The organism is Longimicrobium sp., from assembly GCF_036399935.1.
Taxonomy (GTDB): domain Bacteria; phylum Gemmatimonadota; class Gemmatimonadetes; order Longimicrobiales; family Longimicrobiaceae; genus Longimicrobium.
The window spans coordinates 1-25,361 of record NZ_DASWMD010000078.1 but is presented as its reverse complement, the minus strand read 5'-3'; the positions used below and the strand labels follow the sequence as shown (position 1 = coordinate 25,361).

The 25,361-nt window shown below is 70.8% G+C and carries 17 protein-coding genes; 14 read left to right on the top strand and 3 right to left on the bottom strand.

Annotation, left to right across the window (positions count from 1 at the left end):
* The 10 genes from VGB24_RS23795 to VGB24_RS23750 form a co-directional block, all read left to right on the top strand.
* Positions 1-489, top strand: a 489-nt coding sequence (locus VGB24_RS23795; protein ID WP_331075426.1) for a transporter associated domain-containing protein, incomplete at its 5' end; no start/stop codon positions are given.
* A 595-nt stretch (positions 490-1,084) separates the two neighbouring features.
* The gene (locus tag VGB24_RS23790; protein WP_331075425.1) at positions 1,085-2,644 is read left to right on the top strand and encodes a response regulator; all 1,560 of its coding nucleotides are present in this window, start codon (positions 1,085-1,087) and stop codon (positions 2,642-2,644) included.
* Entirely contained in the window at positions 2,641-4,617 is a 1,977-nt protein-coding gene (locus tag VGB24_RS23785; protein ID WP_331075424.1) for an ABC transporter ATP-binding protein, read from the top strand. The genes VGB24_RS23790 and VGB24_RS23785 overlap by 4 nt, the downstream gene beginning before the upstream one ends.
* 292 nt (positions 4,618-4,909) lie before the next feature.
* Positions 4,910-6,034, top strand: a complete 1,125-nt coding sequence (locus VGB24_RS23780) for a DegT/DnrJ/EryC1/StrS family aminotransferase (protein ID WP_331075423.1) — start codon at positions 4,910-4,912, stop codon at positions 6,032-6,034.
* 123 nt (positions 6,035-6,157) lie between these two features.
* Positions 6,158-7,246, top strand: coding sequence for a glycosyltransferase (locus tag VGB24_RS23775; RefSeq protein WP_331075422.1), 1,089 nt, complete (start codon positions 6,158-6,160; stop codon positions 7,244-7,246).
* Positions 7,243-8,358, top strand: a complete 1,116-nt coding sequence (locus VGB24_RS23770) for a glycosyltransferase (protein WP_331075421.1) — start codon at positions 7,243-7,245, stop codon at positions 8,356-8,358. Before VGB24_RS23775 ends, VGB24_RS23770 begins: the two co-directional genes overlap by 4 nt.
* Positions 8,355-10,100: a hypothetical protein gene (locus VGB24_RS23765; protein ID WP_331075420.1), complete on the top strand. Its 1,746-nt coding sequence runs from the start codon at positions 8,355-8,357 to the stop codon at positions 10,098-10,100. The genes VGB24_RS23770 and VGB24_RS23765 overlap by 4 nt, the downstream gene beginning before the upstream one ends.
* Complete coding sequence (locus tag VGB24_RS23760; RefSeq protein WP_331075419.1) at positions 10,097-11,071, top strand: lysophospholipid acyltransferase family protein; 975 nt, start codon at positions 10,097-10,099, stop codon at positions 11,069-11,071. The genes VGB24_RS23765 and VGB24_RS23760 overlap by 4 nt, the downstream gene beginning before the upstream one ends.
* On the top strand, positions 11,068-12,804 hold the full coding sequence (locus VGB24_RS23755) for a hypothetical protein (RefSeq protein ID WP_331075418.1): 1,737 nt from the start codon (positions 11,068-11,070) through the stop codon (positions 12,802-12,804). Before VGB24_RS23760 ends, VGB24_RS23755 begins: the two co-directional genes overlap by 4 nt.
* A 4-nt stretch (positions 12,805-12,808) precedes the next feature.
* The gene (locus VGB24_RS23750) at positions 12,809-13,885 is read left to right on the top strand and encodes a glycosyltransferase family 9 protein (RefSeq protein ID WP_331075417.1); all 1,077 of its coding nucleotides are present in this window, start codon (positions 12,809-12,811) and stop codon (positions 13,883-13,885) included.
* A gap of 513 nt (positions 13,886-14,398) precedes the next feature.
* Here VGB24_RS23750 and VGB24_RS23745 read toward each other — a convergent pair.
* The 3 genes from VGB24_RS23745 to VGB24_RS23735 form a co-directional block, all read right to left on the bottom strand.
* Positions 14,399-14,563, bottom strand: coding sequence for a hypothetical protein (locus VGB24_RS23745; protein ID WP_331075416.1), 165 nt, complete (start codon positions 14,561-14,563; stop codon positions 14,399-14,401).
* 170 nt (positions 14,564-14,733) lie between these two features.
* On the bottom strand, positions 14,734-15,621 hold the full coding sequence (locus VGB24_RS23740; protein ID WP_331075415.1) for a hypothetical protein: 888 nt from the start codon (positions 15,619-15,621) through the stop codon (positions 14,734-14,736).
* 515 nt (positions 15,622-16,136) lie between these two features.
* The gene (locus VGB24_RS23735) at positions 16,137-18,377 is read right to left on the bottom strand and encodes an ATP-dependent helicase (protein ID WP_331075414.1); all 2,241 of its coding nucleotides are present in this window, start codon (positions 18,375-18,377) and stop codon (positions 16,137-16,139) included.
* 218 nt (positions 18,378-18,595) lie between these two features.
* Between VGB24_RS23735 and VGB24_RS23730 the strand changes: the two genes are divergently transcribed.
* The 4 genes from VGB24_RS23730 to VGB24_RS23715 form a co-directional block, all read left to right on the top strand.
* Positions 18,596-20,191: a class I adenylate-forming enzyme family protein gene (locus VGB24_RS23730; protein WP_331075413.1), complete on the top strand. Its 1,596-nt coding sequence runs from the start codon at positions 18,596-18,598 to the stop codon at positions 20,189-20,191.
* A 194-nt stretch (positions 20,192-20,385) separates the two neighbouring features.
* Positions 20,386-23,535 carry an NYN domain-containing protein gene (locus VGB24_RS23725; RefSeq protein ID WP_331075412.1) on the top strand — a complete coding sequence of 1,050 codons (3,150 nt, stop codon included), beginning with the start codon at positions 20,386-20,388 and terminating at the stop codon, positions 23,533-23,535.
* A complete protein-coding gene (locus VGB24_RS23720) occupies positions 23,532-24,188 on the top strand; it encodes a DNA-3-methyladenine glycosylase (RefSeq protein WP_331075411.1) in 657 nt (218 codons plus the stop codon). The genes VGB24_RS23725 and VGB24_RS23720 overlap by 4 nt, the downstream gene beginning before the upstream one ends.
* Positions 24,189-24,691: 503 nt before the next feature.
* Positions 24,692-25,361, top strand: a 670-nt coding sequence (locus VGB24_RS23715; protein ID WP_331075410.1) for an inositol monophosphatase family protein, incomplete at its 3' end; no start/stop codon positions are given.

Genomic DNA, 25,361 nt, shown 5'->3' with positions numbered 1-25,361 from the left:
CGGCGCGCGCTGCGGCCCTCGGAGGTGCGCGAGGTGCCGTACATCCCCGAGACGGCGGAGATGGACACGGTGCTGGCGGCCATGCGGCGGGTGAACTCGCAGATGGCCGTGGTGATGGACGAGCACGGCGGCACCGCGGGGGTGATCACCATCGAGGACCTGTTCGAGGAAGTGGTCGGCGAGATCGAGGAGGGGTGGGTGGCCCGCCCGGAGATCCACCGGGCGCTGGATGGGCGGCTGCTGGTGGCGGGTACGGTTCGGATCAGCCAGGTGGGCGAGGAGCTGGGGCTGGTGCTGGAGCACGACGAGGTAGATACGGTGAGCGGGCTGGTGCTGTCGCTGCTGGACCGCCCGCCGCTGGTGGGCGACGCGGTGGAGTACGACGACGTGAAGTTCGAGGTGACGGCGGTGGAGGGGCACGGCGTTTCGGAGTGCGCGGTCACGCCGCTGCTGCCTCCGGAGGGCGCGGAGGACGCGCCGCGGGAGTGAGGGGGGGCTTGGCGCATTCGCAGGCGCCCCCATCCCCAACAGCCAGTCCGGTGCGCTCCGGTGGGTCCGGCGCAGTCCCCGGCTGCCCTCTCCCCCGGCCCCTCTCCCGCAAGCGGGAGAGGGGAGAATTCGATCGCGCTTCGGCCAGTGAGGTGCACGTGCTGTCATCCCGACGGAGCGGCCACGCCGAACCTGCCGAGGCGACGTAGGCCGCAGCGACCGAGGGATCCGCCACACACTGCGCGAAACGGCTGCCGGTCCTGGAATGAGCCGGTCCGCTGTTTTCAGGCGTGTACGCCGCTGCGCGCTACGCGCGGACGGCAACGGGACGTCCGCCGTTCCGGAGCAGGGTCGCGGGGTGTGTGGCGGATTCCTCAGTCGCCATCGATGATGTTCGGGCAGGGCTGGCCGAGGCCGCTCCATCGGAATGACAGATGCGCTTCGGCAGGTGCGGTGTGCGTGCAGGTGAAGCCCCGGGCGGGACGCGACAGCGGCCCGAGCCGGGGCTTTCCGCTCTCCCGGCGGCGGGTTTACCCGCTCCCGCAACCGGGGCGCGTACTTTCGTACCTGCCACCAAAGCACTTACCTTTCCCGCATGCCGGCCGCGACGAAACGACTGCTCTGGGTAGACGACGAGATCGACCTCCTGCGCCCGCACCTGCTGCTCATGCAGGGGCGGGGCTATCACGTCGATGCCGCCTCCAACGGCGACGACGCCATCGAGCTGGTGCGCGGGCGGGGGTACGACCTGATCCTGCTGGACGAGCAGATGCCCGGCCGCACGGGCATGGAGGTGCTGGACGAGATCCGCCGGATCGACCCGCGCGTGCCCGTGGTGATGGTCACCAAGAGCGAGGAAGACCGCATCATGACCGAGGCCATCGGCCGGCGGGTGGCGGACTACCTGGTGAAGCCCACCTCGCCGCGGCAGGTGCTGTCCGTCGTCACCCGGCTTCTGGAAGGCGGCCAGCTTCAGCAGCAGGTGACCGCGCGCGAGTTCACGCAGCGGTTCCGCGACCTGATGGGCGAGCGCAACGCCTATCGCGGGTGGCGGCAGTGGCGCGACACCTACTCCGAGCTGGTGGACTGGGAGTTGCGCCTGCGCGGCGCCGGCGAAACGGGGCTCCTGGCCTCGCTGGAGACGCTGCTCGACGACTTTCGCCGCGAGTTCTGCAAGTTCGTCTGCGACGACTACGGCCACTGGACGTCCGGCGACGAGGACCGGCCGCCGCTCTCGGTAGACATCGTTCCCGAGTACCTGGCGCCGCTGCTGGGGCCGGACCGCTCGGCGCTGTTCATCATCATCGACTGCCTGCGCCTGGACCAGTGGCGCACGCTGGTGCCCCTGCTGGAGCCCCTGGCCCAGGTGGAAGAGGCGCTGTACTACTCCATCCTGCCCACCGCCACGCCCTTCTCCCGCAACGCCATCTTTTCGGGGCTGTACCCCGACGGCCTGGCCGAGCGCATGCCCGGGTGGTGGGGGCGCGAGGGCGAGGGCAGCCTAAACAACCTGGAAGCCGAGCTGTTCCGCGAGCACGTGCACCGCGTGGCGGGAAAGCGCGTGCCCGTGCACTACGAAAAGGTGTTCGACGCGGGCGACGGCGAGCAGATGCTGAAGCGGCTGCCCGGCTACCTGTCGCAGCCGGGGGTGACGGCCCTGGTGTTCAACTTCGTCGACATGCTCACCCACGGCCGCTCGGAGTCGTCGGTGCTGCTGGAGGTCGCGCGCGACAAGGAGGCCCTGCGCGCGCTCACCCGCCAGTGGTTCGAGCGGTCCGAGGCGCTCACCGCCATCCGCGAGGCGCTGCGCCACCGCGTGCCCGTGCTGGTGACCACGGACCACGGCTCCATCCACTGCCACCGCCCCGCGACGGTGTTCGCCAAGCGCGACACCACCGCCAACCTGCGCTACAAGTTCGGCGACGACCTGCGGGCCGAGGACTCGTCGCTCGCGTTTTCCACCAGCGAAGAAAAGGTGCTGCGCTTTCCCGCGGGGCGCGCGGCCACCAACTACCTGATCGCGCTGGAAGACGTGTTCTTCGTCTATCCCACCAAGCTGCGCCAGTACCAGGCACGCTACCGCGGCAGCTTCCTTCACGGGGGGATCAGCCCGGAAGAGATGATCCTGCCCGTGGCCCTGCTTACGCCGCGATGAAGCTGTACCTGCGCATCCTGCGCTACCTTCGCCCCCACTGGGGGCTGCTGGCGCTTTCGGTGCTGGCGATGACGCTTCACGCCGCGCTCGACGCGTTCAGCCTCAGCCTGCTCTCGCCCTTTTTGGCCGTGCTGTTCAGCGGGGGCGAGTTCGGGCCGGGGGGCGCGTCGGAGATGTTCGGCGGCGGGGCGGGGCGGGTGGTGGACTCGGTGATGTCGATGGTGATCGGCACCGGGGCGGACCAGCGCACCCCCATGCAGGCGCTGTACGTGGTGGTCGCGGTGATCTTCGTGGCGCTGCTGCTGAAGAACCTGGCCCTGTACGCGCAGAACTACACCTCGGCGCTGGTGGAAGGCCTGGTGACGCGCGACCTGCGCAACGACATCTACGCGCACCTGCTGCGGCTGGGGTTTCCCTTCTTCCAGCGGACGCGCGCGGGGCAGATCATCAGCCGGGTGACGGGCGACGTCGACCAGATGCGCAGCCTGGTGACGAACAACCTGATCAAGGCCGTGTCGTCGGTCATCCAGGCGACTGCGCTCATCACCTTCCTGGTGGTCATCTCGTGGCGGCTGACGCTGGTGGCGCTGGTCGCCATCCCGCCAATGGTGCTGCTGTGGACGCGCTTTCGCAAACGCCTGCGCAAGGGCGTGCTGCGCGTGCTGAACGCCGTGGGCGAGGTGGCGGGGCAGCTGCAGGAGACCGTCGCGGGGATGCGGCTGGTAAAGGCCAGCGGGGCGGAACGGTGGGAGGAGCGCCGCTTTCGCGCGCTGACGCAGAGCCAGTACAAGGCGTTCGCGCGCAACGAGCGGTGGCGCAAGTTCTTTTCGCCCGCCACCGAGGTGGTGACCGCGGCCTCCATCATGGTGCTGGTGGTCTACGGCAGCCACCTGGTGCTGGTGGAGCGGTCGATGGGCGCCAACGCGTTCCTCACGGCGCTGCTGGTGGCGGCGCGGCTGATGACGCCGCTCAAGGCCGTGGCGCAGTACCCGTCCGTCGTGCAGCCGGGCTTGGCCGCCGCGGAGCGCGCGATGGAGCTGCTGGATGCGCCCGTGGAGGTGATGGACCAGCCCGGCGCGCGTTCGCTGACGGCTTTCGAGCGCGAGCTGCGCTTCGAGGACGTGTCGTTCGAGTACGCGCCCGGCTCGCCCGTGCTGCGCGGCATCGACCTCGTCGTCCGCCCGGGCGAGGTGGTGGCGCTCGTGGGGCCCAGCGGCGCGGGGAAGAGCACGCTGGCCGACCTGGTGCCGCGCTTCTACGATCCCACGCACGGCCGGGTGACGCTGGACGGCGTCGACATCCGCGAGCTGAAGCTGCAGGACGTGCGCGCGCTGCTGGGCATCGTCACGCAGGAGACCATCCTGTTCCACGACACGGTGCGCGCCAACATCGCCTACGGGAGGGACGGCGCCCGCCAGGACGACATCGAGGCGGCGGCGCGGGCGGCCCACGCGCACGAGTTCATCGCACAGCTCCCGCAGGGGTACGACACGGTGCTGGGCGAGCGGGGGACGCGGCTTTCGGGCGGGCAGCGGCAGCGGATCGCCATTGCGCGCGCGCTGCTGCGCAACCCGCCGATCCTGATCCTGGACGAGGCCACCAGCGCGCTCGACACGGAGAGCGAGCGCCTCGTCCAGCAGGCGGTGGAAGAGCTGATGGCGCACCGCACCGTGCTGGTGATCGCGCACCGCCTGTCCACCATCCGCCGGGCGACGCAGATCCTGGTGCTGGACGGCGGCGAGATCGTGGAGCGCGGCACGCACGACGAGCTGCTGGCGCACGGCGGCTCCTACCGCCGCCTGTACGACATGCAGTTCGGGATGCAGCCCCCCGGCGCGCCGGATGCAGACGAGCGCGGTGCCGACGAGGACGTGGCTGCGGACGTGGCAGCGGACGATGGCGCCGGACGTGCGCCGGCGGACATTCCCGACGATGCCCAGTCGATCACGGGGGCGGGGGACCGGGCGGCGTAGGGAGCCAAGCCCCGGCGCCGCTGGGGCGACTGAAGTCGCGGCAACAACGGCCCGAAGTCCGCCTTCGCGGACTGCACGCGCGGTCGGATGCGCCTCGCCCGGCCGAAGCGCGAACGAATTCTCCCCTCTCCCGCTTGCGGGAGAGGGGCCGGGGGAGAGGGCAGCCGGGGAATGCGCCGGCCCCAGTCGGAATGCTCCATCGCGCGCCAGGGATGCTCGACCCGAGCACCGGACGCAGCCGCCCCCCGCGCGAAGTTCTGATCGGAAACCAATCCAGTGACGGATTAGATAGATGCAAGTACCCCTGCTGGACCTGACGCTTCAGTATCGCGGGATCGCCACGGAGGTGATGCCGGAGCTCCTCACGATCATCGAGGAGCAGCGCTTCATCCTGGGCCCGGTGGTGGACCGCTTCGAGCGCGAGATGGAGGCGTACCTGGGCGTGCGCCACGCCGTCGGCTGCGCGAGCGGAACGGATGCCATCCTGCTGGCGCTGCGTGCCTTCGACTGCGGCCGCGACGACGAGGTGGTCACGTCGCCGTTCACCTTTTTCGCCACCGCGGGCGCCATCCACAACGTCGGCGCGAGGCCGGTGTTCGCCGACATCCTGCCCGGCACCTTCAACCTGGACCCCGCCGCCGCCGAAGCCGCGGTGACGGAGCGCACCCGCGTGGTGATGCCGGTTCACCTGTTCGGGCAGATGGCCGACATGCCCGCCTTCCGCGCCCTCGCCGGCCGCCACGGCGTGTCGCTGCTGGAAGACGCGGCGCAGGCCATCGGCGCGCGGCAGCGGGTGGACGGCGAGTGGATCACCACGGGCACGCTGGGCGACGCGTGCGCCTTCTCGTTCTTTCCCACCAAGAACCTGGGCGCGTTCGGCGACGCGGGGATGACGGTGGCGATCGACGACGGCACGGCCGAGCGGCTACGGAAGCTGCGGGTGCACGGCGGACGGCAGATGTACCACCACGAGGAGGTGGGATACAACTCCCGCCTGGACTCGCTCCAGGCAGCCGTGCTGTCCGCCAAGCTTCCGCACCTGAAGGGCTGGAGCGACGCCCGCCGCCGCAACGCCGCCTTCTACGACCAGGCGCTGGCGGGAATCGGCGGAATCCAGACCCCTGTCGTGGGCGAGGACCACGAGTCCATCTACAACCAGTACACCCTCCGCGTCGGCGACGGGCGGCGCGACGCGCTGGCGGACTTCCTCCGGGAACGTGGTGTCGGCAGTGGCGTGTACTACCCGGTGCCGCTGCACCTGCAGGAGTGCTTCGCCTACCTGGGATACTGCGAAGGGCAGTTCCCCGAGTCGGAGCGTGCCTGCCGCGAGGTGCTGTCGCTTCCCGTCTTCCCCGAGCTCACCCCGGCGCAGCTGGAGTACGTGGCGGAATCGGTGCGTGCTTTCTTCGGTGAGTAAAGAAGTGCGTGAGTGCGTGAGTGCGTTAGTGCGTGAGTGGGTGTTGGGCGCGCCGCTGGGTCGCGTGCGCGTTGGGCACTTCCGCACTCACGCACCCCGCACTCACGCACCGTAGTTCCCTCCATGTACGTCATCGCGCACAACGCGTCGGCCGTGCTCGGCGGCGGCGAGATCTGGACGGCATTGCTGCTCGCCGGCCTGCGGGACCGCGGCCACCGTGTGCTCATGCTCTGCCGGAACGAAGAGATGGCCGCTCGCGCCGGCGCATACGGAATCCCCACCGGCGTACAGCCCATCGGGGGTGACGTGATGCTGCCTGACGCGCTGCGCTTCGCGGCGACCCTTCGCCGGGAACGGCCGGATGCCGTCCTGCTGACCACCTTCAAGAAGCTGCTGCTGGCCGGCATGGCCACGCGCATTGCCGGGGTGCCGTTCGTGGTCCAGCGCATCGGCCTGGACGGCGACACGCCGGCCCGCTCGGCACGGTATCGCTTTGCGCTGCGCCGGTTCGTCCATCGGGTGGCGCTGAACGCACACGGCATGCGGCCCGGTTTCCTTGCCGGCGATCCGCGCCTGGACCCGTCCCGCGTGATCACCCTGCTCGACGGGGTGCGCGCGCCGGTCCGGCAGGCCCCCCCCGGAACGGTGCGCCGGGAGCTCGGGATTCCCGCCGACGCCGTCGTCGTGGGTGCCGTCGGCAGGCTGGCGTCGCAGAAACGGTTCGACCGGCTGCTGCGCGCGCTGGCTGGCGTTCCACAGCCGGTCCACTGCGTCATCGCGGGCGAGGGGCCTCAGCGGGAACGGCTGGAAGCGCTGGCCCGGGAGCTCGGGATGGCCGGCCGGCTGCACCTGCTCGGCTTTCGCGGCGACGTGGGCGACGTGCTCGATGCGCTGGACCTGTTCGTCGTCTCATCAGACCGCGAGGGGCTGGCGAACGCCATGCTCGAGGCGATGGCGTTCGGCCTGCCCGTCGTCAGCACCGACGTCAGCGGCGCGCGCGAGGCGCTGGAGCCGGGCGCCGGTGAGCCCCGCCCCGGCGTTGTCGTGCCGGTGGAGGAGGATGCGCTGCGCGACGCCCTCGCCGAGCTGGTGCGCGATGGGGATGCCCGGCGCGCCATGGGTGCGGCGGCGCGGGAGCGCGCGGAGCGGCTGTTCGGGTGGGAGCGGTTCCTGGACGATTGGGAGCGGCTGCTCGCCGGCGCTGGCGGATGAGGGTGGCCATCCACGTGGACGGTCCCGTCATCCGCGGCAACGAGCGGCAGGTGATCGCCATCGCCGCCGGGCTGCGCGACCGCGGCCACCACGTCGCCGTCTCGTGCCGCAGGGGCGGCCCGGTGATGGCCGAGCTGCAGGCGCTCGGCATCGAGGCAACCGGCATCCGCCCCGGCGGCGACACGGACCCCGTGAACGCGCTGCGGTTTGCCGCGTGGCTCCGCCGCGGGCGCTTCGACGCCGTCCTGCTCACCTCGTGGAAGCGGGCGTTCATCTCCGGATGGGCCGCGCGCGTGGCCCGGGTGCCGCGGGTGGTGTTCCGCATCGGCGGCATTCAGCCCATCAGCGAAAAGCGCGGACGCCTGGAGCGGTACGCGCTGCGCCACTGGTACCACGCCATCGTCACCAACAGCCTGCGCGTCGCCCATCACATGACGGCGGCGCTCCCGGACCTGGCGGATCGTGTATCCCTGGTACCCAACGGCATCGATATCGTCCACGCCCCGCCCGTCCCGTTGCGTGACGGGTTGGGGGTGCCGGACGATGCGATCCTGGCCGTGGCGATCGGCGGGATGGAGCCCAACAAGGGCTTCGACCTGCTGATCGACGCCGCCGCGATGCTGGACGGTGGCGTCCACGTCGTCCTGGTGGGCGGCGGCACGCCGGAGGCACGCGCTGCGATGGGGGAGCGCGCGCGGCGTCTGGGGGTGAGCCCCCGTGTGCACTTCCTCGGACACCGGAGCGATGCGCGTGCGGTGGCGGCTGCGTGCGACCTGTTCGTGATGCCCAGCCGGTCGGAGGGCTTCGGCCTGGTGATGCTCGAGGCCATGGCGGCCGGCGTACCCGTCGTGGCGGCCGACGTGGGTGGCGCGCCGGATGCGCTGGCGCCGCGCATGGGCCGCCCCGCCGCGGGGTGGATCGTGCAGGCGAACGATGCAGGCGCGATCGCGGCGGGCCTGCGCGAGGTGGTGGACGCCATCCGCTCCGGCTCACCCATTGTGGCGGATCGGGTGCGGGAGGCGAGTTGGCGTGCCACGCACTGGTTCAGCATGGACGGCATGGTCAGGGGCTACGAAGCCGCGCTCGCGTCCAAGGGGCCGGAGGACGAGTGAGCGACTTCCTCTTCTGCTCGCGTCCGCGTCCACCTGGCGAACTGAAAGCCGTTCTCCACCGCTGGCTCGGCCCGGTCACTGCCGCTGTGGACGAGTACACCGGCGCCTGGGGCACGCTGGCCGTCGCCCGCGCGGCGCACGACCCGCCACCGGTCGTGCAGGATGATCGCGGGATCACGGTGCTGATCGGCGAGCCCTTTGCGCACCTCGCGCCCTTGCCGAAGGGCCCGGCCGTCGACGCCGCGCGCAGGCAGGCGCTGCACGAGCGCCTCCTGGCGGGTGGGGATGAGCAGTGGGAAGACCTGCTCGACGGACCGTTCGCCGCGCTGTCCATCGATCCGTCCACCGGTCGTGGAGCGGTGGTGACGGACCTCTTCGCCTGGATCACGGTCTTCCACGCAGACGACGTGCGGGCCAGTGTCGTGGCCGGCACGCATGCGGACGCGGTGGCGCAGGCGGCGGGAGTGCTGGGCGAGATCGACCCGGTTTCCGCGGTGGAATTGATGGGCTACTACGCCATCACCTATCCGCGGACGCTGTATCCCGCCGTCCGCCAAGCGCGTCCCGGCTGCGTGCACCGGTTCTCGGCCGATGGATGGACGGGCGAGCACGTGTACTGGGTGCCCGTGGAGCAGACCGGGTTCGGTTCGCTGGACGAGGCGGCCGTCGCGCTGCGTTCGGCGCTGGTGGACGACGTCACGCTCGCCGTCCAGGGCCAATCGGACGTGGGACTGCTGCTGAGCGGAGGGGAAGACGCCCGGGCCGTGCTCGGCGCCGTGCCGCCTGACGTCTCCGTACGTGGCTTCATCTACGCGGAGGCGGAGCGGCGCGAGGTACGCGCGGCCCGCCGCGTGGCTCGAGCCTACGGCGTGCCGCTCACCTTTGCGCCGCGCCCGCCGGGGCACGACCTGCTGCACATGGAGACGGTTGCCGCCATGGTCGGCACGCAGAACGAGTTCGTGGACGTGCACGGCTACGGCCTTCACGCCAGCCTGGGGCTCGACCACCTTCCGGTGGTGCTGGGCGGCTTCTCTTCGGACGCGCTCCTCAAGGCCGACAACGTGCCGCCCAAGGCATCGCAGCGCGTGCGGCGCGGCGGCAAGGCCGGGTTCCGCACGCTGCGCCCGCCCGCGCTCCCCGGCGTGCGCCCCGAGCTGCTGGCCGAGGCGATGGCCCGGCGCGACGCCTATCGCCGCTCGCTCACGGAGGTGCGCCCGGAGTCGGCGGACGAATGGTCGTTCATCTACCCGTTCAGCATGCGGAAGTACGCGGCCAACCTGCACGGCAACCGGCGGCTGTGGCGCAGCCACGAGCCCTACATGAGCAACCCGGTCGTTCGCATCGCCGCCGCGGTGCCGCAGTCGTGGAAGGTGGGCCGGCAGCTGTTCTACCGAGCCGTGCGCCCGCTGCTGGCCCGCTCCTGGCACGTGCCACACACCCGCAACCGCCTGCCGTACTTTCCGCCGGCGCTGAACGCCGCGATACGGCCGCTGCTGGGCGCCGCGCGCGGCCTGCGGGCGCTGGCCACGGGAGAGCTGCGGGCCAACCACGAGTCGTGGCCCGTCTGGGCCGAACTCGTGCAGACGGGGTGGATGAACGATGCGGAGGCCCGGCACCCCGCCGCCGAATCGCCGATCGCCGCCGTCTTCGCACCGGGCACCGATCCCGCCGCCGCACGGACGGGCTGGCCGCCGCTCAGCCGGCTCGCGCTGCTGCAACTCGCGTATCTGACCCGCAAATGAAGAACGACGTGAACGACGCCGCGCCGGCGCCCCGGCCGGGGAAGAAGCCCCGCTTCGCGCACCGCCTGGAGTTCGGGCTCACCCGCAGCCTGGAGGCGGCCGTAAGCTCGCTTCCGGAGGGCGCCGCGGACGACTTCGGCGCGGGGCTCGGGCGGATGGCGTACCGGCTGAAGCTGCGGCGCGACGTGGTGGAATCCAACCTCCGGCTCGCCTACCCGGCCGCCGATCCGGCGTGGATCCAGGCGACCGCGCGGGCCTCGTACGAGCACCTGGGCCGCGAGGCGGCGGCCATGCTGCGGCTCGCCCGGCTGGACCGGCAGGCCGTGATCGACCGCACCGACGTCACGGACGACTGGCCCAAGCTGGAGGCCGCGCTCGCTGGCGGGAAGGGCGTGCTGCTGGTGACCGGCCACTACGGAAACTGGGAGCTCGCCGCCGCGGCGGTGGCGGCCCGGGGCATCCCCATCGCCGCCATCGTCCGCCGCCAGGGCAACCCGCTGTTCGACGCGCGGCTCACCGCCACGCGCGAGCGGCTGGGCGTGCAGACCCTCTCGCAGCGCGAGGCGCCATCCCGCGTTCCCCGCTTTCTGCGGCAAAACGGCGTCGTGGGGATCGTGGGCGACCAGGACGCGCGGGGCTCCGGAATCTTCGTCCCCTTCTTCGGGCGGCCTGCGTCCACGCACCGCGGCCCCGCCGTGTTTTCCCTGCGGTTCGGGGCTCCGGCCTTTGCCTGCGTGGCACGGCGGCTGCCGGGACCGGGAGTGCGCTACCGTGTTTCCGGCCAGCAGGTGGACGTACCGCGGACCGGCCGGCTGGACGACGACGTGGAGGCGCTGACCGCCGCACTCGCCGCCCGCCTGGAGGCGGAAATCCGCGAGGCGCCGGAGCAATACTTCTGGTTCCATCGCCGCTGGAAGAGCAAGCCGCCGGTCGAGGGGCAGACGCCGCCGCCGGCCGCCCCGGACGAATGAGCGACTTCCTCTTCTCCACCCGCCAGCGTCCGCCCGGCGAGCTGCAGTCCGCGCTCGTCCGCTACCTGTCGCACGTGTCGGTTTCCATCGACGAGTGGCACGGGCCGTGGGGATCGCTCGCGGTCGCCCGCGGCCATCACGATCCGGTGGACGTACTGGTGGAGGGGGATGGCTGGCTGAGCGTGCTGGTCGGCGAGCCGGTCGTCCACGGGGAGGGGGAGCCGTCCGCCCGGTCGCGCGTGGGGGATCGGCGGCGCGCGGTGCACCGGCTGCTGAAGTCCGAGCCGCGCCACGCGTGGGAGCGGTCGATCGACAGCGGCTTCGCGGCTCTCGCGATCGATGCGGCCGGTGGCGGGATGGTGCTGACGGACATCGCCTCGTTCGTTCCCGTGTTCGTCGCGCGGGTGGCGGATGGGGAGCTGGTGATCGGGACGCACGTGGACGCGGTGGCCCGCGTGGCGGAGCGCGGCCGCGACATCGATCCCGTTTCCGCCGCTGACCTGGCGATCAATCTCACCTGCACCTTCCCGAACACGCTCTATCGTGGCGTAGAGCAGTTTCCGCCAGCGACCGCACGGGGATTCGGGCCGGACGGCGCGTGGGACGAGGAGCACGCGTACTGGCGGCCCGTGGAGCGCTCCGCGTACCGAACGACCGATCAAGCGGCGGAGGCGCTGCGGACCGCGGTCGTCAGTGACGTCCTCGCCACGTGCGAGGGCGCCGCCGAGGTGGGGCTGCTGCTGAGCGGGGGCGAGGATGCGCGCGCCGTCCTGGGCGCCGTGCCGGCGGACGTGCCGGTGCGCGCGTTCGTCTACGCCGACTGGCGGAACCGCGAAGTGAAGGTGGCGCAGGCGGTGGCGCGAGCGTACGGCGCCGCGTGCACCTTCGGCCCGCGCGAGCCGGACCACTACGTGAATGGCTTGGAGCCGGTGGCGCGGATGATCGGCGGCCACAACAACTTCATGGACGTGCACGGGTGGGGGTTCCACGAGCGGCTGGGCATCCGCGACCTTCCCGTGGTACTCGGCGGCCTGTCGTCGGACTCGTTCCTCAAGGCCGAGCACGCGCCCGACACCGCGTTCAACGTGGACCGCTTCGAGCTGCCGAACGCGGAGGTCATCCGTCCCGAGCTGCGCGACGCCGTCATTGAGCGGCGGCTGCAGTTCCGCCGCTGGCTGGCGGAGTTTCGCCCGAAGACGGCGACCGAGTGGGAGAAGCTTTGGCCGTTCACCCAGCGGAAGCATTCCGCGAACGTGCACGGCAACCGGCGCCTCTTCGCCGCCCACGAGGTGTATCACGCAGTCACGGTCGTAACGCTGGCCGCGTCGGTGCCGCAGGAGTGGAAGTACAACCGCAAGCTCTTCCACGCGGCGATGAAACCCTTGTTCCGCCGCTCGTGGTACGTGCCGCACTCGCGGTGGCGGTTCCCGTTCTTCGGGTATGCGGCCAACCTGCCGCTCAGCGCCGGGCTGCGGATCACCCGCGGCGTCCGCGCCCTGGCGACGGGGCAGGTGAGGGCGCGGCACCAGCCCTGGCCCAAGTGGCGCACCGTCGCGCGCTCCCCCGCGGCCGAGCGCATCCAGCGCGAGCGCCCCGCATGGGAAACGCCCCTGCGCGACATCTTCGCCGACGCTCCCGGCGACGAGCTGCAGGCCGGCGTGCGCCAGTGGCATCCGCTGCGCGAGCTGATGCTCATGCAGCTGGCCTACCTCGCCCAACAGGCGGCAGAGTGACGGCATGAGCGAGCTCCGCTGGCCCGCGCAGAACATCTGCATCGTCCTGCTCACGGGCCTGGGCGACGTGGTGCACGGGCTTCCGCTGGTGAACGCGCTCAAGGACGACGATCCCACGCGCCGCATCACGTGGATCGTCGAACCCATGCCGGCGCCCCTGCTGACGCCGCATCCTTCCGTGGACGAGGTGATCGTCTACGAGAAGAAGCGCGGGCTTCAGGGCGTGCTGAGCCTGCGCCGCACGCTGGCGGGAAAGAGGTTCGACCTCACGCTCAACCTGAACGTGTACTTCAAGAGCGTGTGGCCCACCGTCCTCTCCGGCGCGCCGCACCGCCTGGGGTTCGACCGCGGCCGGTCGTTCGAGGGCGTGTGGATGTTCAGCAACCACCACCTGCAGCGCCGGCCGCGCGCCCACACCCAGGACATGTTCCTGGAGTTCATGGAGGCACTGGGGCTGCCGGTGCCCGCCGAGCTGGCGTGGCGCATCCCCATCACCGACGACGAACGGGGGGCGCAGGCGGAGTTCTTCGGGGCGCTGGATGGGCGGCCGGTGGCGGCAATCGTCCCCGCGACAGCGAACCCGAAGAAGGACTGGTTCGCGGACCGCTGGGCGCGGGTGGCGGACGCGCTGGACCGCGACTTCGGATTCCAGGTGATCCTGGTGGGCGGGCCGGGCGCGCGGGAGCAATCGATCGCGCGCGAGATCACCGAGCGGGCGTCGACGAAGCCGGTGTGGGCGCTGGGGGACGGGATCCGGCGGCTCACCTGGCTGCTGGACGGCAGCTCGCTCGTGCTGGGGGCCGATACCGGCCCGGTGCACATCACGCGGGCGATGGAAAAGCCGGTCATCGGGCTGTACGGGCACACCAACCCGTGGCGGGTGGGGCCCTGGCGAAAGTACCAGGACCTGTGGATCGACACCTACACCGATCCCGGCGCACCGCCCGACCCCAGCGGCTGGTTCCCCAAGCTGGACCGCATGGAGCGCATCACCCCCGAGGACGTGCTCGCGAAGGTCCAGCGCGCGGTGGACCACTACGGGGCCTCTACCCCATCCACACACACCCATTTGTCATCCTGAGCCCCAAGCGCACCGCACCCGCCCGCAGACCGACGTTCGCGGGGCGAAGGATCTAGCCGCGGACGCCTTTCCGCTTGGGCGCGGCAGCGGTCACCAATGCCGCGGCCTCGGCTGCCGTGGGGCCCTCACCCCGCCGCGCTGACACGCGTGCGACCCTCTCCCACAAACAGCGTGGGAGAGGGGGTACACTTCAGATTGTGGTGGCGCATCCAATTGGTTGGCGCGCCACCACTTCTGTCATCCTGAGCCCCAAGCGCACCGCACCCGCCCGCACACCGACGCTCGCGGGGCGAAGGATCCAGCCGTGGACGCCTTTCCGCTTAGGCGCGGCAGCGGTCACCAATACATCGGCCTCGATCTCGTGCCGTGGGGAACACGAAGCAAGCGGTCCACGGGCGAACCGTGGACCGCACCGCATTCAGGCGCCGCGAATCAGAGGTCACCCGCGCAAGCATCGTCGATCACCTCACGCCCGATCTGATCGAAGTCGTCTAGGTGTGCGAAGCTGCCCCTTCAGAAAGCCGAGGCGACGCTGGCGTGTGCGGCTGGGGCCTCGACCGCCGTGACCATCACCATCGGCGTACCCGCCTTGGCGAGTACGAATGGCTCACCTTGCACCGCGGCTTCGACGAGGCGGTCAGGTGGGCCTTCCGCTTCATGGATGTCCACGATGTTCATGGCTGCGCCTGTAGACCATGTTCTATTCGTCTAGTTCTAAAACGCGCGGTTCCCGCACTGGGAGCCTTCGATCGACGGCGGCTCTCTTCCGGCAGCCAAGGCGGCTGCAACACGAAGCGGTCCACGGGCGAACCCGTGGACCGCTTCCCCTGCTTCGAGGCCAGCTCTGATCAGTTCAGCGTGCCGATGTGGTGCGCGAGGGTCTTCACCTCGTGGTCGTGGCCGCGGGCGCCTGCACCCACGTACACCTGGTTGGTGTTGGCCAGCGGAATCACGTACGAAGTATCCAGCACGCCGCCGGGCGAGTAGCCGAAGCTCTCGGCCGTGATGCTGCCGGAGGTGCGCACGCCCGCCGAGGTAAGGCCGATCGGGCGCTTCCAGATGCGAATGGTGCGAACGTTGTGCGAGTACTGGCTGCCAATGCCCAGCCCCACGATGGCCTCGCCCGGCAGCGCTTCCGCGTACCCCTCCAGGCCGTGCGTCGGGTCGGAGCCGTAGCGCCGCAGCTCGGTGGGGCCGAAGCTGCCATCGGAGTACACGCGCTGGTACTTCAGGTGAAGGGTGGTGATGTTGTCGTTGCCGTCCATCCGCATCCCCACGCCGATCAGCACCAGGTAGCCGCCGCATGAGGTGGAGCCGACGCCGTTCGCCTCCAGGCCCGCGTTCGGCTCGTCACCCGTGCGGGTGGTGCCGTAGGTGGTAATGATGGGCGTGATGGTGCACGGCGGCTCGTAGCACCAGTGGGTCTGGTTCGTCGGATCGCAGGGCTCGCAGCCGTACTGGACGGCGGGGTCGCACTCGTCGCAGATCTCGAAGTTCGGATCGCAGGGTTCTGGGAACTCCGCGAAGTTGAGGCTACCCGCGGATGTGGGGAAGGTAAACACGCGGTCGGCGGTGGGCGCGTTCATCGCCTCGGGCTCGCCGGTCGCCTGGTTCATCTCCGACGTGGGCGCCTGGACGATTGGCTCGATGGACGCGGCGGGGTTGTTGTCGACGCAGGCCGCCAGCATGGGGAGCACGGCCGCCACGGCGACCAGCAGGGTACGCTTCAGAGACATCGGTTGATTCCGTGATTCAGTTGAGGGTACCGGGCTCTTCGCCCGGGCTGTGACGTTCCGTTGCTGCGCTTACGGGGAGACTCAAGAAAAGACCGTATCCAATCTGTACTGCGCGGGCGCCCATCCCGACTGACCGTTACCGTATGTGGGGCAAACGTTATCAGCCTTCTTCCGTAGGCGCAAGTAGTGGCATAAAAAGTATCAGTCGTGGAGCAGAAAGGCGGCCCACGGATGATCCCGTAGACCGCTACCATATCGGGGTTGGCCACGGGCACCCAACCATCCGGTGCAGTCCGCGAAGGTGCGCGAAGGCGGACTTCGGGCCTTTGTTGCCGCGGATTCATCCGCCCCAGCCGGGCCGAGGCCTCCGCTTGGGTGACCGCTGCCGCGCCCCGGTATCGAGGTGTCCTCGGCTAGATCCGACGGCGCGCGGAGGGTGGAGTGCGGGCTGGTGTGGTGCGCTTGCGCCTCTGGATGACAGGATTTTGGCGCGGGTTGACGGGCCCTGCCGCCGTTCAGCCCCCCGCCAGCTGCTTGCGGAGGTCGGCCATCACGTTGGCGCGGAACGACTTGCTCTCCTCCGGTGAGAGCGAGGTGGTGGCGCCCGGCGTCTTCTGGTCCAGCAGCTCGGCAGGGATCTCGGCCAGGAAGCGCGACGGCTTGCGGACGATCAGGTCGCCACGCTGGCGGCGGGTGGCGCAGCCGGACAGCGTAAGCCGGTGCCGTGCCCGCGTGATTCCCACGTAGAACAGGCGGCGCTCCTCCGCGATGGGGTCGCCGCCCCCGTTCGCCTCCCAGGTCTGCCAGTTCTCCTCCGCGTCGGCTTCCGCCGCCGCCGAGCTCTTCACGCTGCGCGAGTGCGGCAGGATCTCCTCCTCCAGCCCCACGATGAACACGTGGGTGAACTCCAGCCCCTTGGCGCTGTGCATGGTCAACAGCGTCACCTGGTCGGGAGCCTCTTCCTCCTTGTCCTTGCGGTCGTCCTCGTCCGTCAGCGACACCCGCTCCAGAAAGGCGCGCATGGCCGGCGGGTTCCAGTCGTCCTCGTCGTCCGGGGGCGGGCGGTCGGCCCAGGTGCGCTCCTCGAAGCGCTGGATGCTTCCCACGAACTCGCGCAGGATGTCCACCCGCACCGCAGCCGCGCGCTCGCTCTTGGAGTTGTCCGCGCGCACCGCCTCTTCCAGCCGCAGCCGCTTCACCATCTCCTGCGTAAAGCCGAACAGCGACCGCTGCGTCGTAAGCCCGTGGTCGATGGCGGCCTGCGTGGACTGGAACTCCATCCGCAGCTCCTCCATCATCTCCACGAACGACCGCACCGCCTCGGTCGTGCCGCGGTTGATGCCGTCGACCTCGCCCACCCGCTTGAGCGTTTCGTACAGCGGCTCGTGCACGGCACGCGAGGCGTCGACCAGCTTCATGATCGTCGTGCGCCCGATGCCGCGGCCGGGGTAGTTGATGATGCGGCGGAGCGAAACCTCGTCGCGCGGATTGAGGAGCACGCGAAGGTAGGCCACCAGGTCCGCCACCTCCTTGCGGTCGAAGAACGACTGCCCGCCGACCACGCGGTAGGGGATGTTGGCCGCCCGCAGCGCTTCTTCGAAAGGCTTGCTCTGCAGGTTCGTCCGATAAAGCACCGCGAAGTCGGCCCACTTCAGCTTTTCGGCGAAGCGGCGCACGCCGATCTCCCGCGCCACCATCTCCGACTCCAGCTCCTCCGACGTCTTGCTGTTGGTCTCGTTGAACGACCAGTAGTCGATCTTGGGGCCCGGGCCATTCCCCGTGCGCAGCCGCTTGGGGCGCCGCGACGAGTTGTTGGCGATCACCCCGTTGGCTGCGTCGAGAATGCGCTGCGTGGAGCGGTAGTTCTCTTCCAGCAGCACCACCTGCGCGCCGGGAAAGTGGTTCTCGAAGTCCAGGATGTTGCGCACGTCGGCGCCGCGCCAGGCGTAGATGGACTGGTCGTCGTCGCCCACCACGCACAGGTTCTTCAGCGGCCCGGCCATCATGCGGGCCACCTCGAACTGGGCGCCGTTGGTGTCCTGGTACTCGTCGATCATCACGTACCGCCAGCGCTTCCACAGCCGCTCGCGCACCTCGGCGTGCTCGCGCAGCAGCTGCACGGGTAGCACCAGCAGGTCGTCGAAGTCGCACGCCCCGGCGGCGCGCAAGGTGGCTTCGTACCTCGGATAGATGTCGGCGGCCAGGACGGCGTAGTCGTCGTTGCGGTCGTTCTTCATCCGCCCCTCTGCCACCTCGCGCGCGGCCTCGGGCGGGGTGACCAGGCGGTTCTTCCAGTCGGAGATGGTGAACAGCACGCGCTTGGGATCGAACGAATCTTCCCCGACGGTGGCGCTGATGTGCACCTCTTCGGCCATGATGCGCTTGACCGCCTGCGCTTGGTCTCCCGTGGGATAGATCGAGAAATCCTTGGGCAAGCCGATGCGGTCGCCGTAGTCGCGAAGCAGCCGGGCGCCCAGGGAGTGGAAGGTGGAAAGGAGAACGCCGCGCGCCTCCTTTCCCACCATCCGGGCGACGCGCTCACGCATCTCCGTGGCGGCCTTGTTGGTGAAGGTGACGGCCAGGATCTGCCTGGGATTGATGCCCCGGTCGCGGATCATGTACGCGATGCGGTGCACCAGCATGCTGGTTTTCCCCGAGCCCGCGCCGGCCAGGACCAGGACTGGCCCCTCGGTGGCGAGCGCGGCGTGGCGCTGCTCGGGATTGAGCCCGCGGAGGTACTCGGGAATCGGATGCAAGGCTTGCTCTGCGAACCTGCTGAGAACGCTGTGGTGGAGGGCGGAAGATAGCCGGTGGAGGCGGGGGTAGGGAATAGGGAATCGAGAACGGGACGGACCGGCCGGCGCGCCCGCGAGCCGCCGAAAACCCCGCAACCCCCTGCGTTTGACGCACCCTGAACCCCCAGTTATGTTTCTGCCCGTCGGCACAGGATGGAGCACCCCGCACTAGAGGCTACATGACGCTACGCGACCGCTTTCGTGGTCTCACGCTCGCGGAGAGCCTGGAGCTCCGCGCGCGGGAGAACCCGACGCGGCCTTTCGTTGCGTTCGGCGAGCAGCGGCTTACGTACGGTCAGGTAGACCAGCAGGCCGCCGCGCTGGCGGCAGCCCTGCACGAGCTGGGCATCGAAGCCGGCGACCGCATCGCCCTCACCCTTCCCAACTGGCCCGAGTTCGTCGTCAGCGCCTTTGCCGCGGCCAAGCTGGGCGCGGTGATCGTGCCGCTGAACCCGCGCTTCACGTCGCCGGAGCTGCAGTACGCGCTGCGCCACTCCGAGTCGGTGGCCGTGGTCACGGCCGAAAACTGGGGAGGCATCGACTACCTGGCGCGCTTCGAGCAGTTCCTGGGCGTGCTGCCGGACCTGCAGTACGTGCTGTCGGTGGGCAAGGAAGACCTCTGGTACGACGACCGCATCCACCAGTTCGAAGACCTGGTGTCCAGCGGCGAGGGGCGGCCGTTCCCCCGGTGGGAGGGCCCGTCCGATGCGCTGTTCGCCATCGTCTACACCTCGGGCACCATGGGCAAGCCCAAGGGGGTGGCGCTCACGCACGAGAACCTGATGTCCAACGCCGCCACCACGGCCGAGGCCATCGGCTTGACGGCCGACGACGTGGTGTTCGGGGTCAACACGCTCTTCAACGTGTTCGGCATCGGCACCGGGGTGCTGGGCACGATGGCGGCGGGGGCCTCGCTGGTGCTGGACGAGGGATTGTCCCCCGCCGAGGCGCTGGCGACCGTGGAGCGCGAGGGGGTGACGGTCATCCACGGCGTGCCCACCAACTTCATCCTGGCGCTCAACGAGCCCACCCGGGCGTCGCGCAACCTCTCGTCGCTGCGCACGGGCATCGTGGCCGGCGCGCCGGTGACGGAAGAGCTGGCGCAGCGCATCATGCGCGACCTGGTGCCGGGAATCCGCGTGGGATACGGGATGACGGAAACCGGCAACACGGTGTCCGTCAACACGCCCGATGACCCGCGCGGCAAGCAGATCGCCACCGTGGGGCGGCCGCTGGAGGGGACCCAGGTGCGGGTGATCGACGCCGACGGCTCGGTTCTTCCGGTGGAGTCGGTGGGCGAGGTGGCCATCAAGGGGCCGGGCGTCATGCAGGGGTACTACCGGCAGCCCGGCGAGACGGCCCAGGTGTTTACGCCCGACGGGTTCTTTTTGACCGGCGACCTGGGGATGGTGGACGAGGAGGGCTACGTTCACCTGATCGGCCGCCGCAAGGAAATGATCATCCGCGGCGGGTTCAACGTATACCCGCGCGAGGTGGAGGACCGGCTGCACGCGCACCCCGCGGTGCTCGACGTGGCGGTGGTGGGCCTTCCCGACGAGATCCTGGGCGAAAAGGCATGCGCCTGCATCGTCCCCGTCGAGGGCGCCATCGTCACGGGTGAGGAGATCCGCGATTTCTGCCGCGAGGTGCTGGCGGACTACAAGGTTCCCGACCTCGTGCGCTTCCTGGACGGCTTTCCCCTGACGGGAAGCGGCAAGGTGCGCCGGGTGGAGCTCGCGCGGATGATCAACGCCGAGGAGAGCAGCCGGCGGTGATGAACAAAGACGCTTCGAGGCTCCTTTCGCCATCGGCGGGGAGTGCGGAAGTACGCGGCGCCCGAGTACGAAAGCGTACGGAACCCCAGCCCCGGTTCCCGCTTTCGTACTTTCGCGCTTCGTGCCCCCGCGCTGGCTCCCCCCCGAGGAAAAGGGGTCTCGTCGGCACAACGCAAACGACGGACTGACGAGACATGAACAACGTTTCCACCCGCGTGCCCACTTCGGCGGGCATGCCCAGCGGCCGCAGCGCGGCCCTGCTGATCGACTTCGACAACGTCACCATGAACATCCGCACCGACCTGGGCAAGGAGCTCAAGGCGATGCTGGATTCTGACGTGTTCCGCGGCAAGGTGGCGGTTCGCCGCGCCTACGCCGACTGGCGGCGCTACCCCCAGTCCGTGGTTCCCCTGACGGAAGCCTCCGTCGACCTGATCTTCGCCCCCGCCTACGGCACCTCCAAGAAGAACGCCACGGACCTGCGCATGGCGGTCGACGCCATCGAGCTGGCGTTCATGCGGCCGGAGATCGGCACCTTCATCCTGCTGACGGGCGACTCCGACTTCTCGAGCTGCGTGATGAAGCTCAAGGAGTACGGCAAGTACGTGATCGGCGTGGGGATGCGGGAGTCGGCCAGCGACCTGCTGATCCAGAACTGCGACGAGTACTACTCGTACCACAACCTCTCCGGCCTCACCCGCGCGCAGGACGACACCGGCGTGCGCGAAGACCCGTGGGAGCTGGTCACCAAGGCCGCGCGCCAGATGGTGCGGAACCGCGACGTGATGCGGGTAGACCGGCTGAAGCAGGTGATGATCGACCTGGACCCCGGGTTCAGCGAAAAGGACCTGGGGTACAGCAAGTTCAGCAAGTTCATCACCGACGCCCAGTCGCGCGGGCTGGTGCGCCTGCGCAAGGACAACGAGGGGCAGTGGGAGATCGTTCCCCCGCAGCCCGGCGACGAGCCGCAGACGCCCTTCGACGAGCCGCGCCGCGAGCGCCAGCGCGAAGAGGCCGACCGCGAGGGTGGGCGCGACCGCGATCGTGGCCGCGACCGTGGACGCAGCGGCTTCCGCGACCGCTACCGCGGGCGTGACCGCGAACGGGATCGCGAGCGCGAGCGTCCGCGCAGCTACGAGACGCCGCTGGAGATCGAGGTAGACCTGGACGCCGCCCCGCCGGCCGCGTTCGAGCCCTCCTTCGCCGACGCCCCGGCCACGGACGCGCCCGCCGAGTTCTTCGCCGAGGCGCCCGCGCCGGCCGAGGCCGCCGCCGAGGCGCCTGCCGGCGACGAGCCGCGCGCGGCCGAGCGGCCCCGCGCCGAGCGCCCCTCGCGCCCCGCGCCCGAGGCCCCGGCCGCGGACGTCGATCCGCGCCGCAACGCCTACGCCCTGCTCCAGCACACCGTTCGGCAGATGGCGCGTCCGGGCTCCACCGTGCGCGACGGCGACCTGAAGCGCCGCATGATGGAGCTGCAGCCCGGCTTCGACGAGCACTCGCTGGGCTTCAGCAAGTTCAGCCGCTTCCTGCGCCAGGCGCACGAAGACCAGGTGGTCGACGTCCGCCGCCAGGACGACGGCGGATACGAGGTGCTGCTCCCCTCGTCCGGCGGCATGCGGCTTCCCGCGCCGGTGCTGACGGCCGGTGCGCCCGCCGCCCAGGCCGCCGACACCACGGCCGGCCCCGCCTCGGACGATTCCGCCGGCCTGGCGCCCCGCGAGGGACGCGACGGGCGTGGTGGTCGTGGGCGCGGCCGTCGCGGCGCCCCCTCCGGACCGCCGCCGCTGCTCCCCGGCCAGGTAGCCGGCGCTGGCGGTGATATCGCGCCGGTGGATGCTCCCAGTGCCGACGCACCGCCGGCCGTCGCGGCTGACCTGCCGGAGATGACGCCGGCTACCGCCATCCAGGAGATGGAGGACGGCGCGCTGATCGAGCACCGCCAGCCGACCGTCCCGACGGCGCAGTTGGGAGATCCCGCGAGCATCGCCAACCGCGGCTCGTCCACGAGCGCCGGCGCCGTGGGCATCCGTGCGCGCCGGGGCGGCCGTGGGGGCCGCTTCGCCGCCGAGCCCTCGGGCCCGCCGCCGCTGCTTCCGGGGCAGGGAATTCCGTCTTCGGCCGCGCGTCCGGCCGACGCGGCGCCTGCGCCGCAGCCCGAGCCGGAGCAGCCCGCCGCCGTGCAGCCCGCGGCAGAGGCACCGGCCGAAGCCGCTCCGCAGGCGGCGACCACGTTCACGCTGCCGACCGACCGTGACGCCGTGGTGCAGCACGTGTCGTCGTACAACTTCGTGGGCCGCGCGACCGGCGAAGCGCTGGCGGACGCGTACGGCGCCGACGTCTGGCGCACGCTGGACGAAAACCCCGACGCCGTCCGCGAGCTGCTGGGCGCCCGCAAGGCGCGCCCGCTGCTGGAGCAGTGGGCGGCGGAACGCGAGCAGCACATCGGCCCGGCGCCGGTAGAGGCTGCGGCGGTGGAGGACACTGCCCCGGTCGCGGACGAGTCCGCCCCGGCCGTGGCGGAAGAGGTGGTAGGCGATACCGATCCCACGCTGATGGGCGACGCGGTGACGACCGAGGCCGGTGGCGACGAGCCACCCGCGCGGGGCCGCTCGCGTGGGCGGCGGGGTGGCCGTGGGCGCGGGCGCGAGTCATCCGCCGCGCAGGCCGACGAGGTGATCGGCGACACCGATCCCACCCTGGTGGGCGACGCGGGTACCGGTGACGCGCCGGCCGGTGATGCGGAGCCCTCCGCACCGGCCCAGGCCGAGGAAGTGGTGGGCGACACCGATCCCACGCTGATGGGTGACGCCACGACGGAGCTGGCTCCGCTCGATGGAGACCAGCCCAGCCGTCCCCGCAGCCGCCGCGGTGGTCGTGGACGGGGCCGCGCACGCGCCGGTGGCGACGCTGGCGGCGATGCGGGTGCGGAAGCGGAGGCCCCCGCGGCCGAAGCCCCGCCGGCTCCCGCTCCGGAGCCTGAAGCTCCCGCCGCGGAGCCTGCGGCCGACCGCCCGGCGCGCCCGCGTCGTGGGCGCGGAGCACGTGCCAGTGCGGACGCCGCTCCGGTGGCGGAAGTGCCCGCCGCCGCTCCGGTGGCTGATGCTCCGGCCGACGACGCACCGGCTTCCGAGCCGGCCGCCGGAGGACGTCGTGGTCGAGGCCGTGGCCGCGCCGCCGCGGCACCGGCCGAAGCCGCCGCTTCCGAGCCGGCCCCGGCGCCGGCGGAGGATGCCGGTGGAGCAGAGGGGGAGGAAGGCGGCGAGGGTGCCGCGCGCCGTCCTCGCCGCCGGGGTGGCCGGGGCCGCAGCCGCACCGGGCGGGCGAACGGCGGCGACGCCGAGTGAGCCCTGATCCACGAGCGAGCGCCGCGTCCGGACCCGTCCGGGCGCGGCGCTCGCCGCATGTGGAGCCCGCGCCGCTGCCGGCCTCCTTCTGCGACCGTCCGGCAGAGATCGTCGCGCGCGAGCTGCTGGGTGCGCTCCTGGTTTCGGAGGTCGGCGGCGAGCGGTGCGTGTGCGAGATCGTGGAGACGGAGGCGTACATCGGCCCGGAGGACGAGGCCTCGCACGCGGCCGCGCGCTTCGGGCGGACGGCGCGCAACGACGCGATGTTCGGCCCGGCGGGAACGGCGTACGTGTACCTGATCTACGGGGTGCACTGGTGCCTGAACGTCGTCACGGGCGCGGAGGGATTCGGTGCGGCGGTGCTGCTGCGCGCGGCGCGCCCCGTGGAAGGAATCGAGGCGATGCGTGCGCGCCGCCCCGGCCGCCCGGACCGGGACCTGCTGCGGGGGCCTGGGAACTTGGCCCGCGCGCTGGGCGTGGACGCAGCCCTGAACCGCCACCCCATGGACGCGCCGCCGCTGTGGATCGCTCCCGGCCGCACGGTGCCCGACGCGGAAGTCGCCGTCGGTCCGCGAATCGGGATCACTCGCGCGGCGGATTGGCCGCTCCGCTTCTGGGTGGCCGGCGATCCGCACGTCTCCAAGACGAGGTGAGGGCGGGCGCGGCGTGCACCCCGCGAAGGTCGCGCACGACGGTCGCGGCAGCACGACAGCAGGCCAGTCCGCGAAGGCGGACATCGTGTGGTTGTTGCCGCGAATTCATTCGCCCGACGAGGCCGCGGCTCACAACACGTCCACGGGTCCGAGTCTCAGGCTTTCGTGGCGCTGCCGCGCCCAGTTTGAGAAGTGTCCCAGGCAAGATCCTTCGCCCGCGAAGTTCGGGGTGCGGGCGAGTGCGGCGCGCTTGGGCCTCTGGATGACAGAATGTCGTGCACGCGTGGGATGAAGCGGCTTCACCAGTCCCGATGTACCGCGCGGATATATAGGGTGCAGTCCGCGAAGGCGGACTTCGTGACGTTCCAGCCGCGGTTTCAACCGCCACTGGAGGGGGACTGCGCCCGTCTTCCGGACGCGCACCTCAATCGACGTATACCCCCTCTCCCACGCTGTTTGTGGGAGAGGGTGGACGAGCCTAAGCGAGAACGGGTGAGCGCCCCATGATCGACAACCTGATGGACTTCGCCACGCGCACCGCGCGCGAGGCCGGCGAGATCACCCTGCAGCACTTCGGGCACGCGGCCGTCCGCTTCAAGGGCGACGGCAGCGAGGTGACCGCCGCCGACCTCGCCGCCGAGGCGTACATCCGCGAAGCGCTCGCCGAGGCGTTTCCCGACGACGGCATCGTGGGCGAAGAGGGCGAAGACACGCCGTCGCGCTCCGGGCGGCGGTGGATCGTGGACCCCATCGACGGAACCCGCTCGTTCAGCTCGGGGGTGCCGCTGTACTGCGTGCTCCTGGCGCTGGAGGTGGACGGCACGCCGACCCTGGGATGCGCCCACTTTCCCGCGCTGGGGGAGACGCTCGTCGCCGCGACGGGCGCCGGCGCGTGGCACAACGGCGAGCGCGCCCGCGTGTCGCAGTGCGACGACCTGGCCCAGGCGCGGATGATCACCTCCGGCCTGGAGTACTGGCGCGACCGCTCCACCGACGACCACCGCGCCGGGTTCGACCGCCTGGTGAAGACCACGCGCTTCACCCGCACCTGGGGCGACGGCTACGGCTACTTCCTGGTGGCCACCGGCCGCATGGACCTGCTCTGCGATCCCATCGCCGGGTCCTACTGGGACTACGCGCCCATGAACGTCATCCTTTCCGAAGCCGGGGGCC

Bases quoted from the DNA above. Each gene is read 5' to 3' on its own strand.
- VGB24_RS23790 (WP_331075425.1), top strand. From the start codon at position 1,085: ATGCCGGCCGCGACGAAACGACTGCTCTGGGTAGACGACGAGATCGAC.
- VGB24_RS23785 (WP_331075424.1), top strand. From the start codon at position 2,641: ATGAAGCTGTACCTGCGCATCCTGCGCTACCTTCGCCCCCACTGGGGG.
- VGB24_RS23780 (WP_331075423.1), top strand. From the start codon at position 4,910: ATGCAAGTACCCCTGCTGGACCTGACGCTTCAGTATCGCGGGATCGCC.
- VGB24_RS23775 (WP_331075422.1), top strand. From the start codon at position 6,158: ATGTACGTCATCGCGCACAACGCGTCGGCCGTGCTCGGCGGCGGCGAG.
- VGB24_RS23770 (WP_331075421.1), top strand. From the start codon at position 7,243: ATGAGGGTGGCCATCCACGTGGACGGTCCCGTCATCCGCGGCAACGAG.
- VGB24_RS23760 (WP_331075419.1), top strand. From the start codon at position 10,097: ATGAAGAACGACGTGAACGACGCCGCGCCGGCGCCCCGGCCGGGGAAG.
- VGB24_RS23755 (WP_331075418.1), top strand. From the start codon at position 11,068: ATGAGCGACTTCCTCTTCTCCACCCGCCAGCGTCCGCCCGGCGAGCTG.
- VGB24_RS23750 (WP_331075417.1), top strand. From the start codon at position 12,809: ATGAGCGAGCTCCGCTGGCCCGCGCAGAACATCTGCATCGTCCTGCTC.
- VGB24_RS23745 (WP_331075416.1), bottom strand. From the start codon at position 14,563: ATGAACATCGTGGACATCCATGAAGCGGAAGGCCCACCTGACCGCCTC.
- VGB24_RS23740 (WP_331075415.1), bottom strand. From the start codon at position 15,621: ATGTCTCTGAAGCGTACCCTGCTGGTCGCCGTGGCGGCCGTGCTCCCC.
- VGB24_RS23730 (WP_331075413.1), top strand. From the start codon at position 18,596: ATGACGCTACGCGACCGCTTTCGTGGTCTCACGCTCGCGGAGAGCCTG.
- VGB24_RS23725 (WP_331075412.1), top strand. From the start codon at position 20,386: ATGAACAACGTTTCCACCCGCGTGCCCACTTCGGCGGGCATGCCCAGC.